Source organism: Corynebacterium sp. 045007 (assembly GCF_040743205.1).
Classification (GTDB): domain Bacteria; phylum Actinomycetota; class Actinomycetes; order Mycobacteriales; family Mycobacteriaceae; genus Corynebacterium; species Corynebacterium jeikeium_D.
On sequence record NZ_JBFLKW010000003.1, the window covers coordinates 112,135 to 127,215 of the forward strand.

At 58.8% G+C, this 15,081-nt stretch carries 14 protein-coding genes; 4 read left to right on the forward strand and 10 right to left on the reverse strand.

Translation table 11 applies throughout. The features are described from left to right. Window positions 1-34 precede the first annotated feature (34 nt). Window positions 35-1,075 (forward strand): alpha/beta hydrolase, encoded by a 1,041-nt coding sequence (locus AB1Z34_RS02830; protein WP_367157856.1) that lies wholly within the window; start codon window positions 35-37, stop codon window positions 1,073-1,075. A 67-nt stretch (window positions 1,076-1,142) separates the two neighbouring features. Further along, window positions 1,143-2,582 carry a mycothione reductase gene (gene mtr, locus AB1Z34_RS02835; protein ID WP_070429299.1) on the forward strand — a complete coding sequence of 480 codons (1,440 nt, stop codon included), beginning with the start codon at window positions 1,143-1,145 and terminating at the stop codon, window positions 2,580-2,582. Here mtr and AB1Z34_RS02840 read toward each other — a convergent pair. From AB1Z34_RS02840 to AB1Z34_RS02855, 4 genes are all read right to left on the reverse strand, one after another. After that, window positions 2,579-4,042 (reverse strand): cobyric acid synthase, encoded by a 1,464-nt coding sequence (locus AB1Z34_RS02840; protein ID WP_367157857.1) that lies wholly within the window; start codon window positions 4,040-4,042, stop codon window positions 2,579-2,581. The genes mtr and AB1Z34_RS02840 overlap by 4 nt on opposite strands. A gap of 3 nt (window positions 4,043-4,045) precedes the next feature. Next, window positions 4,046-4,957 (reverse strand): type I methionyl aminopeptidase, encoded by a 912-nt coding sequence (gene map / locus AB1Z34_RS02845; RefSeq protein WP_049189666.1) that lies wholly within the window; start codon window positions 4,955-4,957, stop codon window positions 4,046-4,048. 68 nt (window positions 4,958-5,025) lie between these two features. Further along, on the reverse strand, window positions 5,026-6,873 hold the full coding sequence (locus AB1Z34_RS02850) for a penicillin-binding transpeptidase domain-containing protein (protein WP_367157858.1): 1,848 nt from the start codon (window positions 6,871-6,873) through the stop codon (window positions 5,026-5,028). A gap of 59 nt (window positions 6,874-6,932) precedes the next feature. Beyond that, window positions 6,933-8,165, reverse strand: a complete 1,233-nt coding sequence (locus AB1Z34_RS02855; protein WP_049189668.1) for an RIP metalloprotease — start codon at window positions 8,163-8,165, stop codon at window positions 6,933-6,935. A gap of 215 nt (window positions 8,166-8,380) precedes the next feature. Between AB1Z34_RS02855 and AB1Z34_RS02860 the strand changes: the two genes are divergently transcribed. Further along, a complete protein-coding gene (locus AB1Z34_RS02860) occupies window positions 8,381-8,782 on the forward strand; it encodes a DUF2631 domain-containing protein (RefSeq protein WP_016422566.1) in 402 nt (133 codons plus the stop codon). A gap of 117 nt (window positions 8,783-8,899) precedes the next feature. Here the strand turns inward: AB1Z34_RS02860 and rlmN are convergent, their stop codons facing one another. Next, window positions 8,900-9,997, reverse strand: a complete 1,098-nt coding sequence (gene rlmN / locus AB1Z34_RS02865) for a 23S rRNA (adenine(2503)-C(2))-methyltransferase RlmN (RefSeq protein WP_049189669.1) — start codon at window positions 9,995-9,997, stop codon at window positions 8,900-8,902. 117 nt (window positions 9,998-10,114) lie between these two features. Between rlmN and AB1Z34_RS02870 the strand changes: the two genes are divergently transcribed. Further along, entirely contained in the window at window positions 10,115-10,543 is a 429-nt protein-coding gene (locus AB1Z34_RS02870; protein WP_065421645.1) for a lipopolysaccharide assembly protein LapA domain-containing protein, read from the forward strand. 21 nt (window positions 10,544-10,564) lie between these two features. Here AB1Z34_RS02870 and AB1Z34_RS02875 read toward each other — a convergent pair whose 3' ends face one another. The 5 genes from AB1Z34_RS02875 to rpsB all read right to left on the reverse strand — a co-directional run bounded on the left by AB1Z34_RS02875 (window position 10,565) and on the right by rpsB (window position 14,762). Beyond that, the gene (locus AB1Z34_RS02875; protein WP_049189670.1) at window positions 10,565-11,470 is read right to left on the reverse strand and encodes a phosphatidate cytidylyltransferase; all 906 of its coding nucleotides are present in this window, start codon (window positions 11,468-11,470) and stop codon (window positions 10,565-10,567) included. 39 nt (window positions 11,471-11,509) lie between these two features. Then, the gene (frr, locus tag AB1Z34_RS02880) at window positions 11,510-12,067 is read right to left on the reverse strand and encodes a ribosome recycling factor (protein WP_038628675.1); all 558 of its coding nucleotides are present in this window, start codon (window positions 12,065-12,067) and stop codon (window positions 11,510-11,512) included. Between the two features lie 83 nt (window positions 12,068-12,150). Further along, window positions 12,151-12,876: a UMP kinase gene (gene pyrH, locus AB1Z34_RS02885; protein ID WP_005509726.1), complete on the reverse strand. Its 726-nt coding sequence runs from the start codon at window positions 12,874-12,876 to the stop codon at window positions 12,151-12,153. Window positions 12,877-13,057: 181 nt separating this feature from the next. Beyond that, window positions 13,058-13,885 carry a translation elongation factor Ts gene (gene tsf, locus AB1Z34_RS02890; protein ID WP_049170780.1) on the reverse strand — a complete coding sequence of 276 codons (828 nt, stop codon included), beginning with the start codon at window positions 13,883-13,885 and terminating at the stop codon, window positions 13,058-13,060. 55 nt (window positions 13,886-13,940) lie between these two features. After that, complete coding sequence (gene rpsB / locus AB1Z34_RS02895) at window positions 13,941-14,762, reverse strand: 30S ribosomal protein S2 (protein WP_040360682.1); 822 nt, start codon at window positions 14,760-14,762, stop codon at window positions 13,941-13,943. Window positions 14,763-15,081: the final 319 nt, after the last annotated feature.

Genomic DNA, 15,081 nt, shown 5'->3' on the forward strand with positions numbered 1-15,081 from the left:
ACTACCCCCGGTAATCGGCGCTAGGCTTGACCCTGTGACTACCGATATTCCCGATTTCGTTACCCCCACCTTTAACCCCGATAACCTAGGCGAAGACTACAGCCAACATGTCATCGAACTCGGCCAGGACCCCGACGGTGAGGGATCCGTACACGCGGTATTGGTCCGCTACTGCCCCGACTCGTCGGCAAGCGACTTCCAAAAACGTCCGGCGGTTCTATGGATTCACGGGATGTCGGACTATTTCTTCCAGAAGCACGTAGCGGAACGGTACCACGCCGAAGGCTACGCCTTTTACGCTATTGACCTGCGTAAGTGCGGGCGCGCGCACCAACCTGGGCAGACTTGGCATGGCTGCAGCGATCTGACGAATTACTTCGAGGATCTCAACAGGGCACTCGCAGTGTTAGACCACGCCGGTCATACAACTGTCACTGTTAATGCGCACTCCACTGGTGGTCTCATTGCCGTGCTCTGGCTCGATTGGTTACGAAGCACAGGCGGCCATTGCCCGCAAGCACCCAATATTTCCGTCACGGCTGCCGTCTTGAACTCACCGTGGCTGGCTCTGCACGTTTCCCGGGCAAAGGCTCCCGTGTACTCGCTGGTGACTCGTGTTATGTCGCGGATTCGCCCCAACAGTCTTATTCCAGTGCAGTCTGCGGGCGGCTATGGAAAATCCATTAGCGCCGACCACCAGGGGCGTTGGGAGTACAACCGCACTTTCAAGCCGCTGGCTGGCCATGACAAGAACTGGCGTTGGCTCAATGCCATCATCGTCGGCCAGCAACGTGTCAGCCGCGGTATCGATACCGGCGTGCCGACGCTCGTCCTCCACTCGGACAACTACCTTCTCGGCTCCGACTACACACCGGAGCTCAGCCGCGTTGACTCTGTCCTCAACACTGAGCAAATTGCCGATGCCACTGCCCACTTGGGACCGCAGGCTCGCAACGTCGCGATTCCGGGTGCTCTCCATGACGTCTACCTTTCCGCACCCGAAGCACTTGACCGCGCTTTTAATGAGACCTTTCAGTTCCTTGCCACAGTCAATCCAGGAGACAGCTCAAAATAGGAGCACAGAATAGGAACTCGGAATAAATCAGCATTCAGTACGGTTGAACCAAACTAGTTTGACCAGAATGCTAGGAGTGCTTGTGACCACTGAGAATTCGCCTGAGACTACCCCACGCCACTACGACGTCATCATTATCGGAACCGGGTCCGGCAATTCCATTCCAGCCCCAGCCTACGACAATGTCCGTATCGCTCTGGTGGAGGAAGGACGTTTCGGCGGTACTTGCCTCAACGTTGGGTGTATTCCCACCAAGATGTTCGTTCTGGCCGCTGATGCCGCCCGCAACATCCGCGAGGCCAGCCGCCTGGGTGTGCACGGCACCTTCGACTCCGTTGATCTCAAGCAAATCCAGGATCGCGTTTTTGCCCAGCGCGTCGACCAGATTGCCGACGGCGGCGAGGCATACCGCCGCGGGGACGAGACTCCCAATATCGATGTCTACGACCGGCACGCAACGTTCGTCGGCCGCCGCACTATTCGCACTGGCATCGGCGAGGAAACCGTCGACATCACAGCCGACAACATCATCATCGCTGCAGGCTCCCGCCCTCACGTTCCGGGCCTCATCGCAGACTCCGGGGTCGATTACTACACCAACGAGAACATCATGCGCGTCGACAAGCTCCCGCGCGAAATGATCGTCGTCGGCGGCGGCTACATCGCTAGCGAGTTCGCGCACGTCTTCGCCTCCTTCGGTACGAAGGTGCACATGCTGGTGCGCTCCGATGTCATGCTGCGTGGCTCAGACGCCGCTATCTCCGAGCGCTTCCACGAGGTTGCCGCCCGCGACATTGACATCCGCATGAACACCTCCATCACTGAACTCTCCCAGGAGGGCGAGATCGTCACGGCCACGCTTGACGACGGCACGGAGATCGCAGCCGATGCCCTGCTCGTGGCAACCGGACGCATTCCCAACGGTGACCGTATGGACCTTGCAGCCGGTGGTGTGGAGATGCACGACGATGGTCGCATCAAGGTTGACCAGAACGGCCGCACCTCTGCCGAAGGTGTGTGGGCGCTGGGCGATGTCTCTAGCCCGTACCAGCTGAAGCATATTGCCAACCATGAGGCCAAGGTTGTCTTCCACAACGTGCTGAACCCGTCGGACCTGCGCGAATTTGACCACCGCTACATTCCGTCGGCAGTCTTCTCACATCCGCAGATTGGTCAGGTCGGTATGACCGAGGATGAAGCTCGCGCCTGGGCTGCGGAAAATGGCACGGAGATTACCGTGAAGGTACAGAACTACGGCGATGTCGCCTACGGCTGGGCGCTGGAGGATCGCGACGGCTTCGCTAAACTGATTGCGGACCGCTCCACCGGCCGCCTGCTGGGTGCGCATTTCATCGGCGAGCAGGCTGCCACCCTAGTGCAGCAGTGCATCCAGATGATGAGCTTCGAAATGGATGTGCGCGAAGTTGTCAAGGGCCAGCACTGGATCCACCCAGCACTGCCAGAGCTGATTGAAAACGCAATCCTGGGCCTGGAGTTCGATAACTAGCCCAGCTGTTCAATACCTGTGGCCTGGGCCAATGCGGGCCCAGCCAGGTACTTCTCGACTGCATTGGCCAACAGGTCGACCTGCAGCAGCCGTTCTCCGGCAAACGAAGTATTAGGACTGACTTCAAAGCCGTCCCGACCGACGGCAACTGCAACTTCCATCAGCAACTCACGGCGCGCCTGATCATTTTCCAGGTAGCCGTGGCGGTGCGTGCCCATCACCATGCCACGCCGCGCCCCTTCTTCAGGCTCAGTGATAAAAGGCGCCTCGCTGCTTCGCACAACCTGTCCATTGTGGACTTCGTAAGAGCCATCCGGGTGGCTCACCAGCGTCTTCGTCCCCGCGAATTCAATGTCGGTATCGAACACGCCAAGCCCGTTCACTGTCCCGGCTACCGACTCCACCGAGTCAGTGATGGTGGTGCAGAGCATTTGGAACCCACCGCAGATGCCAATCAGCGGCAGCCCTCGGGCGGCTCGGTTCTCCAGTACGTCGTCAAGCCCACGCTCGCGCAACCACTTGAGATCGGCGACCGTCGACTTCGTCCCGGGCAACACGACCAGGTCGGCGCGAGCAACGACCGACGGATCGACCGTCCACTGCACGTGTACCCCTGGTTCACAGGCAAGCGCCTCGATATCGGTGGCGTTGGACACGCGCGGCAGGCGAATGGCGGCCACGGACAACGTTTCCGTACCCAGCGGTGCGTTCGCCGGCCCTACCGACGCACCAGCGACTGTGCCGAGCGAATCCTCCGCATCGATCCACAGCCCCGGAATAAAAGGCACCACGCCGAGTACGGGCACGCCGGTGTGCTCGCGCACCACGTCCAATCCCGGTGTCAACAGCGAAACATCGCCCCGGAACTTGTTGACGATAAAACCGGTAATCCGCGCGCGGTCTTCGCGGCTCAAAATTGCATGCGTGCCGACGAAATGTGCAAGCACCCCACCGCGGTCGATGTCGCCGGCGACCACAACCGGCAAATCAGCGAGCTCTGCCAAGCCCATGTTGGCGATGTCTGACTCTCGCAGATTGACCTCGGCAGGACTACCAGCGCCTTCGCACAAGACGACATCGAACTGCCCCCGCAGCTCTTCCAATGTCTCCGCGACTACCCCGCGCAACGCTTTTCGACGCGACCGGTACGTCAGAGCGCTCACATGCCCATCGGCTTTGCCCTTCACCACCACCTGACTAGTGTGGTCCGAGCCCGGCTTGAGAAGCACCGGGTTAAAGGAGACATCCGGCTCCAGCCCACAGGCGAGCGCCTGCAGAGCCTGCGCGCGCCCAATCTCGCCGCCGTCAAGCGTGACAGCGCAGTTGTTGGACATGTTCTGTGCTTTGAAGGGTGCGACCTTCACGCCGCGGCGCGCGAGCAGCCGACACATGCCGGCGACCAGAACCGACTTACCGGCATCTGAGGTGCAGCCGGCAATCAGAGCTGCAGGGGCCTGCACGGGTTAGGCCTCGGGCTTCCAACCAGTTTGGAACTGACCTGGCACGTTCTGCTCATCCGGCAGAGTGAGGATTTCATAGCCGTCGGAGGTCACCAGCACCGTGTGCTCGAACTGGGCGGTGAACTTGAAGTCATCATTCTGCACAGTCCAGCCATTATCCCAGATGTGGTACGGCAGCTCACCAAGGTTAATCATCGGCTCAACAGTCAAGGTCATGCCCGGCTCGAAAATGGTGTCCTGGCTCGGCTCATCGTAGTGGAGAACGATTAAACCATTGTGGAACGTGGTACCGACACCGTGACCGGTGAAGTCCCGAACGGTGTTGTATCCAAAACGCTTAGCGTAAGACTCGATTACGCGGCCGATGACATTAATCTCACGGCCCGGCTTGATGACCTTAATGCCGCGCATGGTGGCGTTGTAAGTGCGCTCCACTAGCTGGAGGTGCTCCTCCGAGACATTGCCCGCGAGGAAAGTCGCGTTGGTGTCACCGTGGACGCCGTTCTTGTATCCGGTGACGTCGACATTGACGATATCGCCGTCTTCAATAACCTGAGTGTCCGGAATACCGTGGCAGACAATCTCATTGAGAGACACACAGCACGACTTCTCGAAACCGCGGTACCCCAGCGTGGACGGGTAGGTGTCGTGATCCAACAGGTACTCGTGCACCACCCGGTCAATCTCATCCGTGGTCACGCCCGGAGTTACGGCCTTGCCGGCCTCCACCAACGCGTTGGCAGCAATGCGAGAGACCTCTCGCATATTTTCAATATCTTCCGGAGTCTGTACCAGCGGCTCGCCGACGCCTTCCTGAACCTCGTCCTTCCAGGCGTACTCCGGCCGTTCAATATGTGCCGGAACAGTGCGAATTGGCGTGGACTTTTGCTGAGTAAGTGGAGAACGCTGAGTCATGGAACATACTCTACCCCTACCCCCGGATTAGCCTTTCGGCCTGTGCCGGTTTCGAAGCCAGAAATGCTCTAGCCCTCGTCTCCTGAACCTTCATCCATATTGGCGAAGAAGGCATCGGTAATCGCCACCGCATGTTCGGATCCACCACCACCGACGATGAGCGTGGCGAAGGCCAAGTCATCTCGATAGCCAGTGAACCAAGCGTGCGAGCCGCCTCCATACTCGGCCTCACCGGTCTTGGCGTAGACCTCACCGCGTCCGGCAATGGCCGAACCGGTACCGGAGGTCACCACCGCCCGCATGAGTGAGCGAATCTCATTCAAAACCTCAGGTGGAAGTGGCTTCGATGTCTGCGACTGCCACGTTCCCGCGCTTGGCACGAGTGACGGCGTCGGAGTGCGCCCGGCCGCCACCGTCGCGGAAACCAGTGCCATGCCAAACGGGCTGGCCAAGTCATTGCCCTGTCCATAGCCCGCATCGATACGCTCGACTTCATCACTGCCGTCAGAAACGCTGCCGGTAATAGTGTCGAGGCCCGCGATGTGATAGTTGATGCCGATGCCGAAGTTCTTGGACTCCTCCTTGAACTGCCCTGGTTCCAATTTGTGAGAGATGTTGCCGAACGTGGTGTTGCAAGACCGCGCGAACGCATCGCTCAGCGAGGTATCCCCGACGCCACTTCCGTTGTAGTTGGTAACAATTCGCGGCCCGATCTCCATCGAACCTGGGCACGGCACAGTCGATCCCGCATTTAGCCCCTCGTGCTGCACACCTGCAGCAGCAGTGACAATCTTGTACGTCGATCCCGGCGGGAACTGTCCCATCAGCGCAAGGTCGCCGTCCTTGTCTGCTTCCGCCGTCTGGGCTACCGCCAGAATCTTGCCCGTAGACGGCTGCACAGCCACCAGCATTGCCTTCGCATCTTGCCGCGTATCGACTGCCTTCTGCGCTGCGTCCTGCACCTTTTTACTAATCGATGCCTGCACCGCCGGGGCTACATCCGGAGACACCTCATAGAGCGTGCCGACGACTGCTCCGCCCTCGTTGGCCGCCACGATATTCCAGCCATCGGCACCGTGGTCACCAGTGTCCACTAGCCTTTCCACACGGCTCATCAAATCAGGCGCAAACCCCGGGTCGGGTCGCACCATCGCTGCTTCATCGTTAACAGAAATTCCGTCAATGTCCGCGAGCTCATCCTTGACTCGCTGCGGCGTGGATGCCGGCAGCACAATCAGTGAAAAGTTACCCTTCCCACCAGCTGCCTGCTCCCCTATAGCGCGCGCGTCAAGCTTCGGACCATCTTCCGGCATTTCATTATTGATGACCGTCGCCGCCCGATTAATCGACGACTGCACATTCTCCGCCCCATCACGATTGAGAATTACCCGGTGCACAGTCCCCGGCTCAAGCAAGGCCGCACCGTCCGAACCAACCACGGACGGACGTGGAGCTGCGATAGTGCGCAATTCTGGGTGCTGATTACGCCCCAGCTGTGGATGCAGGGATGCTGGCGACCAGCGCAACGCCCAATCCCGTTGCCCAGCCTCAGTCTTAGTCAGCGTAAAAGTCGTGTCATATCCCCAGCGTCGCTGGTGCGGTAACTGCCAATTCATGGCAACTTCGGCAGAGGACTGATTCGAACTGGAATCGATACCCGCAATTTCATACTCAAGCCCCTCCGGCTGGAGGCCGTCGGTGGCCGCTTTCAAATCTCCTTCAGCGGAATCCGGATGATCGGTCAGCGCCGCCGCCTTAGCGACATCCCCTCCCGCCAGCGCCCCCAGGAATTCCTCAAGCACCTCGCGCCCGGTGTCAGGCCGCGGCGTACACGCGGCGGATGACAACACCAGACCCGTGATTGCCACAGCCGAGATACTGCGAAGCAGGGGCTTGCGGCGCGAAGTTTGTTCCATGTGGGCTGACGTTAGCACCGCTTTGCTTTACGACGACGCTGGCGCGCCGCAACCTGCTATCAGCGGTTCAGTACAATTGGATTGACCACGTCAGCAGCCATAACCAGAACGCCGAAGACCAGCAAGACTGCGGTAAAGGCCATAGTAATTGGCATGAGTTTGGTGTAATCGGCAGGCCCAAGCGCAGGCTTACCGAACGCCTTGCGAATCAGGTCGCGGATGCGCTCATAAATAACCACGGCGATGTGGCCACCGTCGAGTGGCGGCAACGGCACGAGGTTGAACACGGCCAGGAAATAATTGAGGTTGGCCAGCAACAGGAAGAATGAAGGCCACTGGTTCATCTCCACCAATTCACCACCGGCACGCGACGCGCCGACCACACTCATTGGGCTGGCCGGGTCACGCTGAGCACCAAAGATAGAGGCGACCACGCCGGGAACCTTCTCCGGGATGGAGAGCAGCCCGTTCCAAACCGCCCCGAAAAGGCTGCCTGTGAAGCTGGCCGCACCGCCGATGGCAGTCACTGCGTTGTACTCGTGAAGGATGGTCTCTGGTCGCTGGAAGGCGATACCAATTGCTGGCTGGTCGATGTCCTGCCCGTCGTTAGTCTTGCGCTTGACGACTTCCGGGGTGACCGTGACCGTCTGGGTGCTGCCATTGCGGTCGATGGTCATTTTGATGTCGCCACCTGCAGAGCTACCGATGAGAGACACAGCCTCGGGGTAGGACGTGATCTTGGTGCCATTGATCTTCTCAATCACATCTCCGGCACGTAGCCCTGCGCGCTCTGCAGGACCGGAACCAGTGCAGGGCTCCAGCGTGCCGTCGGCACGCTGTGCCGGCGAGACGCACTGCACCGCCTGAATGCGTGGCGCCATTTCCTTACCCATGTTGGGCAAACCCCACGTCACGGCAATGAAGTAAAGAATGATGAATCCAACGATGAGGTTCATTGCCACCCCACCGAGCATCACGATAATGCGCTGCCACCACGGCTTCTTGTACATGGCGTAGGGCTCTTCGGCAGGATCGATTGGATCCATTGCGGTCATGCCTGCGATGTCGCAGAATCCGCCAAAGGGAATTGCCTTTACTCCATACTCGGTGTCATGCCCACCTGCCGCAGCGTGATGCCGCTTGAAGGAAAACAGCGTTGGGCCGAAGCCAATGAAGTATCGACGCACTCGCATTCCACACAGGCGAGCTGCGGTGAGATGGCCCCATTCGTGAAGAGCGATTGTCACCGCGATGCCGATTGCGAAGAGTAAAACTCCAAGAAGAAATGTCACGAGTGCTCACCCTACCCCCACTTTGGGCAAACGAGCACACCGGCGAACAGTTTCCGGCCGGGCTGAGTCCCAATTTCAGCAAGTTCTAAGGTATCCTTACACCCGATACTCAAGATTGTCTGAAAATGCGCTCAGTCGCTTTCAGCAAAATCGCAGATAGACTGAAGTGCATATAGAGTGCAATTCGCCGAAAGTGTTTACAGGAGGACTTTCAAGTGAGCAACCACGAGCCAAAGGAAGAGATTTACCGCGGCGTCAGCACCCTCGACGAGCCGTCGGCGAAGTGGGGCTGGCACGGCATTAGCAAGAGCGCTATGCAGAAGGCCGGCTGGATTTCCGTGATCTTCCTGCTGGGCATGACCATTGGTAACCACAAGGGCAACGTCGAGAACTGGTGGCTGGTCGTCATCGCCGCCCTGATCGCTATTGGCCTGCTGCTGCAGTTGTTCGCCCCGCAGGGTTCTCAGGTCCGCACCGTTACCGGTCACAACAAGCCGGAAGGCCACATTGAGCCGGAGTGGGCACGCGACCAGGTTAACGGCACTGGCGTCTACGCTAACCTGACCGACTCTCAGCTGCGCTCCTGGAACCGTCTGCCGGAAGGCCAGAACCAGTAGAGTTAGCCACTTTTGCTGAAAGTCTGGCCTAACAGCTCTATAGCAACAGCTCTATAGCGCTACAGCGCACAAAAAGATCCGCACCGAATTCGGTGCGGATTTTTTGCTATTTGTCGGCTAAACCTCTTCGGCCGCCAGCTGACCACACGCTGCCGCAATCTCGTTGCCACGGGTATCGCGGACCGTGCACGGTACCCCCTGCGCCTGTACGCGGCGGACGAACTCCTCCTGCTGCTTCTTCGGAGAGGCATCCCACTTCGAACCCGGAGTTGGGTTGAGCGGAATGAGGTTGACGTGGACACGTGAGCCCAGAGCATTATGGAGCTTCTTACCCAACAGGTCTGCACGCCAATCCTGGTCGTTAATATCGCGAATCAAAGCGTACTCAATAGATACGCGACGGCCTGTCTTGTCTGCGTAGTAGCGAGCTGCATCAAGTACCTCGGCCACTGTAAAGCGATTGTTGATTGGTACCAGCTCGTCGCGAAGCTCGTCATCTGGAGTGTGCAGAGACACCGCGAGGGTGACTGACAGGTCCTCGTCGGCAAGCCGTCGGATGTTCGGCGCGAAACCGACCGTAGAGACGGTGACATTGCGCATCGAGATGCCGAATCCCTCCGGCGAAGGCCGCGTGATGCGATGGACGGCGGCGAGAACGCGATTGTAGTTCGCGAGCGGCTCACCCATGCCCATGAATACGATGTTAGTCAGACGACCGCCCTCAGCTGCCATCGTGGCAGCGGCCTCACGAACCTGGTCGACAATCTCCGCGGTGGAGAGATTACGCTGCAGACCGCCTTGACCCGTCGCACAGAATGGGCATGCCATACCGCAGCCCGCCTGCGAGGAAATACAGAGGGTCGCACGCCCCGGGTACTTCATCAGCACGGATTCCAGCAGCGTACCGTCACCTGCACGCCACAGAGTCTTACGCGTTTCGCCGTCGTCACAGGTGATGTGCCGCACGGGGGTCAACAGAGGTGGGAAGAGACTGTCTTTGACCTTTTGACGGTCTGCTTCCGGCAGATCAGTCATCGTCATAGGGTCAGCCTCAAGCCGACCGTAATAGTGCCGGGCAATCTGATCGGCGCGGAAGGCCGGCAGGCCCAGTTCCTTGACCGCAGCCTTCCGTTCCTCAACATCGAGGTCCGCAAAATGGGTCGCGGGCATGCCGCGACGTGGAGCTTTAAGAACGATTGGAAGTGAAGATGCCATGATGGCACCCATTTTCGCATGTAATGACGGTTTTGGCCTAATGAGCGACTAGGCAGCCGCAACTAAGTGGACCTTTACAAGTGGTACATACCTGCCAAAACGTGTTGAATGATAGGTATGACTAACGCTAATCAGCCGAATAACGACAGTCCGCTTTTCGACGATACTCCGTCGTACTCTCCAAATGATTCCGTGGCTCCTGCACCAGAGCAGGACAACCTTCCAGAGCCAGTCGTTGACGCGCCCGCAGAGAAGGACTCCACACCGGAGCCAGCGCCCGCTCCTGGCCGGCGCAAGGTGAAAAAGACTACCGCGGGCTCGATGTGGGTTGGCCTGGTCATCAGTGCAGTTTTGCTGATCGTATTGCTTGTATTCATTCTGCAGAATCAGCAGGAGACCACACTAAACCTGTTCGGCTGGGCCTGGAACTTCCCGGTCGGTGTCGGAATGCTGTTCGCTGCTATCCTCGGCGCCCTCATCACTGCGCTAATCGGTGGCTGGCGAATGTTTGATCTGCGCCGCCAGATTCGTAAGGGCGACAACTAAAGCCCGACTGAACCAGCCAAATTAAACCAGGCTGAAAAGCTGCAATATCAGCCACGTCATCGCGGCTGATGGCAGCATGCCATCCAGGCGGTCCATCAGACCGCCGTGGCCCGGCAATATCGAGGACATATCCTTAATCCCCAGATCGCGTTTGAACTGGGACTCCATCAGGTCACCAAGCGTGGCGGAGATAACCAAGGCAATGCCCAGCACGATGCCCTGCCACCACGGCGCGTGCAACATAAAGATTGCACAGAGCGCTCCAGTAATAGTGGCGAGTACGAGAGAGCCGCCGAACCCTTCCCAGGATTTTTTAGGGCTTACCTTCGGGGCCATCGGATGCTTTCCGAACATGACACCGGCGGCATAGCCTCCGACGTCATTGGAAATTACCCCGATCATGAAGGTCACAATGACCAGACGGGGGTCGACTCCCCAGGGATTGTCCATGTGCACCAGCTGCACAGCTAGCGCCGCAAAGAACGGAATCCACATCACCACGAAAACTCCAACTGCGACATCCCGCAGCCAGTTCCGTGGTGCTTCAGCCATCCCGTGCAAAAACAGACGGATGACTAGTAAAAGCATCAGGGTCACAGTCAGGCCCATGACCAGACCGTCAATCCCCCAGTAGGCGGACAGCCACACCATCAGCTGTCCGCCGAGAATCAGAACCGGGCGAGGGACCTGCCAATCGGACTCGCGGAGCCGCTCGCAGACCTCCCAGGTTGCAAGGCCAACCGCCGCGGCGACCAGAACGGTCCAGGCGAGCGCCCCCAGCAGCAAGCCGATGATGACGACTGCACCAAGTGCTACGCCCACCGTAATTGCAACCGGCAGGTTCCGACCTGCCGAGTTACGCGGCTTAATAAGCCGTAGCTCGTCTAGAACCCGTTCCTTATTGGACGCTGGCTTCGACGTTGGCATTGGCGCCTCAAATCCCCTCTCCCGGTTGAATATGAAGGCCTAAACCTCCATCAGTTCCGCTTCCTTGCGCTCAACCAAGGAGTCCACCTGCTCGACGTAGTTCTTGGTGACCTGGTCCAGCTCCTTTTCGCCTGCCTGCACCTCGTCCTCGCCAGCGTCGCCGTCCTTCTGAATCTTCTTCAGAGTTTCCATGCCCTTACGACGGACATTGCGAATCGCAATCTTGGCGTCTTCACCCTTCGAACGTGCGACCTTGACCATCTCACGACGGCGCTCCTCGGTCAGCTGCGGGATAGTTACGCGCAGAACCTGGCCATCATTAGTCGGGTTCACGCCCAGGTCGGAGTTGCGAATCGCGTTCTCGATGTCGCCCATAACGCTCAGCTCATACGGCTTAATCAGCAGCATGCGCGGCTCCGGAACCGAAATGGTAGCCATCTGGGTAATCGGAGTCGGAACACCGTAGTACTCCGCAATAACGCCATTGAACATCGCCGGGTTCGCACGACCAGTGCGAATGTGCGTCAGCTCCTCGCGGCAGTGCTCTACGGAGCTACCGTACTTTTCTTCACAGTCAAGCAGGACTTCATCAATCATTGTGTTTTTAACCTCGGGTTTCTACTCGGGTTCTAGATAGTTCTAGAGCGCTCTGTGGAAAGAACGTATTACGAACAAATTTATCAGCTGTGGACGAGAGTACCGATTTGCTCACCGGCTACCGCGCGCGCAATGTTTCCGTCGGTAAGCAGATTAAACACGAGAATCGGCATGTTGTTGTCCATGCACAGGGAGAAGGCGGTGGCATCAGCAACGCGCAGGTCCCGTTCCAGAACCTCACGGTGGGTGATGTCATCGAACAGCTCTGCGTCCGGCACCTCACGTGGGTCGGCCGAGTAGACACCGTCAACGGCCTTTGCCATCAGCAGCACCTCGCAGCCGATCTCCAGGGCGCGCTGGGCGGCGGTGGTGTCGGTGGAGAAGTACGGCATCCCCATACCTGCACCAAAGATGACCACGCGGCCCTTCTCCAGGTGGCGCTTAGCACGCAACGGCAGGTACGGCTCCGAGACCTGTGCCATGTTGATTGCAGTTTGAACGCGGCAGTCCACGCCCTCCTGCTCGAGGAAGTCCTGCAGAGCCAGGCAGTTCATGACCGTGCCCAGCATGCCCATGTAGTCAGAGCGTGCGCGGTCCATGCCGCGCTGCTGAAGCTGTGCGCCACGGAAGAAGTTACCTCCGCCGATGACGACACAGACCTCGACGCCCTTTCGGGAAACTTCCGCAATCTGTCGGGCAACGTTTTGCACCACGTCCGGGTCAACGCCAACCTTGCCGCCACCGAACATCTCACCACCGAGCTTGAGCATCACACGTTTGAAGCCATTGCGCTCGACAGATTCTGCCATGACCATGCACCTTTCTCACACCGTTTAAAAAGTCGCAGACGAGTCTACCCGGTCACGACAGCAAGGCACACTTGACGCTCCGCATTATCGGCTACAGGACAGCAAAATACCCCGCCCGGGTTCCCGAGCGGGGCATTTAAACTAGCTCACAGCTAGAGGCTTATGCACAAATTACAGCGAATTAGTGCTGGCCAACCTCGAAGCGAACGAAACCGGTCAGGGTAACGCCAGCCTCTTCCATGAGCTGCTTAACGGTCTTCTTGCTGTCGGCGACAGACGGCTGCTCCAGCAGAACAACGTCCTTGTAGAAGCCGTTCAGACGACCCTCGACGATCTTGGCGATAGCCTGCTCCGGCTTGCCCTCTTCGCGGGTGATCTTCTCGTAGACAGCGCGCTCTGCCTCGACGCGGTCGGCCGGGACATCCTCGCGGGACAGGTACTGAGCCTTCAGAGCGGCAACCTGCATAGCTGCTGCGTGAGCAGTCTCTGCAGCACCCTCGCCCTCACCGGTGTAAGCAACCAGAACTCCGACAGCTGCCGGCAGGTCTGCTGCACGGCGGTGCAGGTAGACAGCGATGTTGTCGCCCTCGAGAGTAGCGGCGCGACGCAGCTCCAGCTTCTCACCGATCTTTGCGGAGAGCTCCTGGGTAGCGTCAGCTGCGGTCTGACCGTCGAGGTCAGCTGCTGCGAGCTCTTCCGGGGAGTTTGCCTTGACTGCTGCGGCAGCGTCGGCGACCTTGTTGGCGAAGTCGATGAACTCCTGGTTCTTGGCAACGAAGTCGGTCTCGGAGTTGACCTCGACCATGGTGTTACCAGAAACAGCGATCAGGCCCTCGGCGGCGGTGCGCTCTGCACGCTTGCCGACGTCCTTTGCGCCCTTAATACGCAGGATCTCGACAGCCTTGTCGAAATCGCCGTCGGTCTCGACGAGTGCGTCCTTACAAGCCTTCATGCCGGAGCCGGTCAGCTCACGGAGCTTCTTGACGTCAGCAGCAGTGAAATTCGCCATGCTGGGCGTTCCTCCTTGTGGTGGTTAGAACTTGTGGTGGTTAGAAAGTTCAGCTTTACTCAGCGGATGCCGTCTCAGTTGCAGTGGAGCCCTCGGCGTCCATCTCTGCAGCCTGGTCGGTGTTCTCAGCGGCGGACTCGATCGGAGCGTCGCCTGCTGCCTCGCGAGCAGCGTTGGCCTCGCGCTCAGCGCGAGCCTTGCGGCCCTCTTCAACAGCGGTGGAGATGATGCGGGTCAGCACGGAAGCAGCGCGGATTGCGTCGTCGTTGCCCGGGATCGGGAAGTCAACGTCATCCGGGTCGCAGTTGGTGTCCAGGATGGCAACAACCGGAATGCCCAGCTTCTTAGCCTCGGCGACAGCGATGTGCTCCTTGTTGGTGTCAACAATCCACAGTGCGGACGGAACCTTGGACATGTCGCGAATGCCGCCCAGGGTGCGCTCCAGCTTGGTGCGCTCACGGGTCAGCATCAGGATTTCCTTCTTGCCGCGACCCTCGTAGCCGTTCTCAGCAGCGTCCATTGCCTGAAGCTCCTTCAGGCGAGCCAGGCGCTTGGAAACGGTGGCGAAGTTGGTCAGCATACCGCCGAGCCAGCGGTGGTTGACGTATGGCATGTCAACGCGCTCTGCCTCGTTCTGAACGGCTTCCTGAGCCTGCTTCTTGGTACCGACGAACAGGATGTTGCCACCGTGAGCGACAGTCTCCTTGACGAACTCGAAAGCCTCGTCGATGTAGGTCAGGGTCTGCTGCAGGTCGATGATGTAGATGCCATTGCGCTCGGTGAAGATGAAACGCTTCATCTTCGGGTTCCAACGACGGGTCTGGTGACCGAAGTGGACACCTGCATCGAGCAGTTCTCGCATGGATACAACAGCCATGTCATATTCAGGGAAGATCCTCACGTCCAGCCTGACTAGGGCTGCGGCTGCTTCCCTTCCTTTCTTATCCGATATAGGTGGTTACAGTTCACGCACAGGCTTTCCCTGTGCCCTAGCGCTCCCCCGCTGCCTCACACCCGACAGATATTCTTGCCGAGCACCCGTGAACCAGCCGGAATGGGTCGCGCGCGTAGTCTTTGTGCTAATGACCGCCCGATTAAGGCAGACACCGCGAGCGTCATCTTATCTGATACATCGCGCAGGTCGCAATATCTGACACGCCCTGCTATCCACAGGACAAAAAGTCATCCACAGCTAG

Coding starts and splice junctions, on each gene's coding strand:
- mtr (WP_070429299.1), top strand. CDS start 1,143: ATGCTAGGAGTGCTTGTGACCACTGAGAATTCGCCTGAGACTACCCCA.
- AB1Z34_RS02850 (WP_367157858.1), bottom strand. CDS start 6,873: ATGGAACAAACTTCGCGCCGCAAGCCCCTGCTTCGCAGTATCTCGGCT.
- AB1Z34_RS02875 (WP_049189670.1), bottom strand. CDS start 11,470: ATGCCAACGTCGAAGCCAGCGTCCAATAAGGAACGGGTTCTAGACGAG.
- rlmN (WP_049189669.1), bottom strand. CDS start 9,997: ATGGCATCTTCACTTCCAATCGTTCTTAAAGCTCCACGTCGCGGCATG.
- frr (WP_038628675.1), bottom strand. CDS start 12,067: ATGATTGATGAAGTCCTGCTTGACTGTGAAGAAAAGTACGGTAGCTCC.
- AB1Z34_RS02870 (WP_065421645.1), top strand. CDS start 10,115: ATGACTAACGCTAATCAGCCGAATAACGACAGTCCGCTTTTCGACGAT.
- rpsB (WP_040360682.1), bottom strand. CDS start 14,762: ATGGCTGTTGTATCCATGCGAGAACTGCTCGATGCAGGTGTCCACTTC.
- pyrH (WP_005509726.1), bottom strand. CDS start 12,876: ATGGCAGAATCTGTCGAGCGCAATGGCTTCAAACGTGTGATGCTCAAG.
- tsf (WP_049170780.1), bottom strand. CDS start 13,885: ATGGCGAATTTCACTGCTGCTGACGTCAAGAAGCTCCGTGAGCTGACC.
- map (WP_049189666.1), bottom strand. CDS start 4,957: ATGACTCAGCGTTCTCCACTTACTCAGCAAAAGTCCACGCCAATTCGC.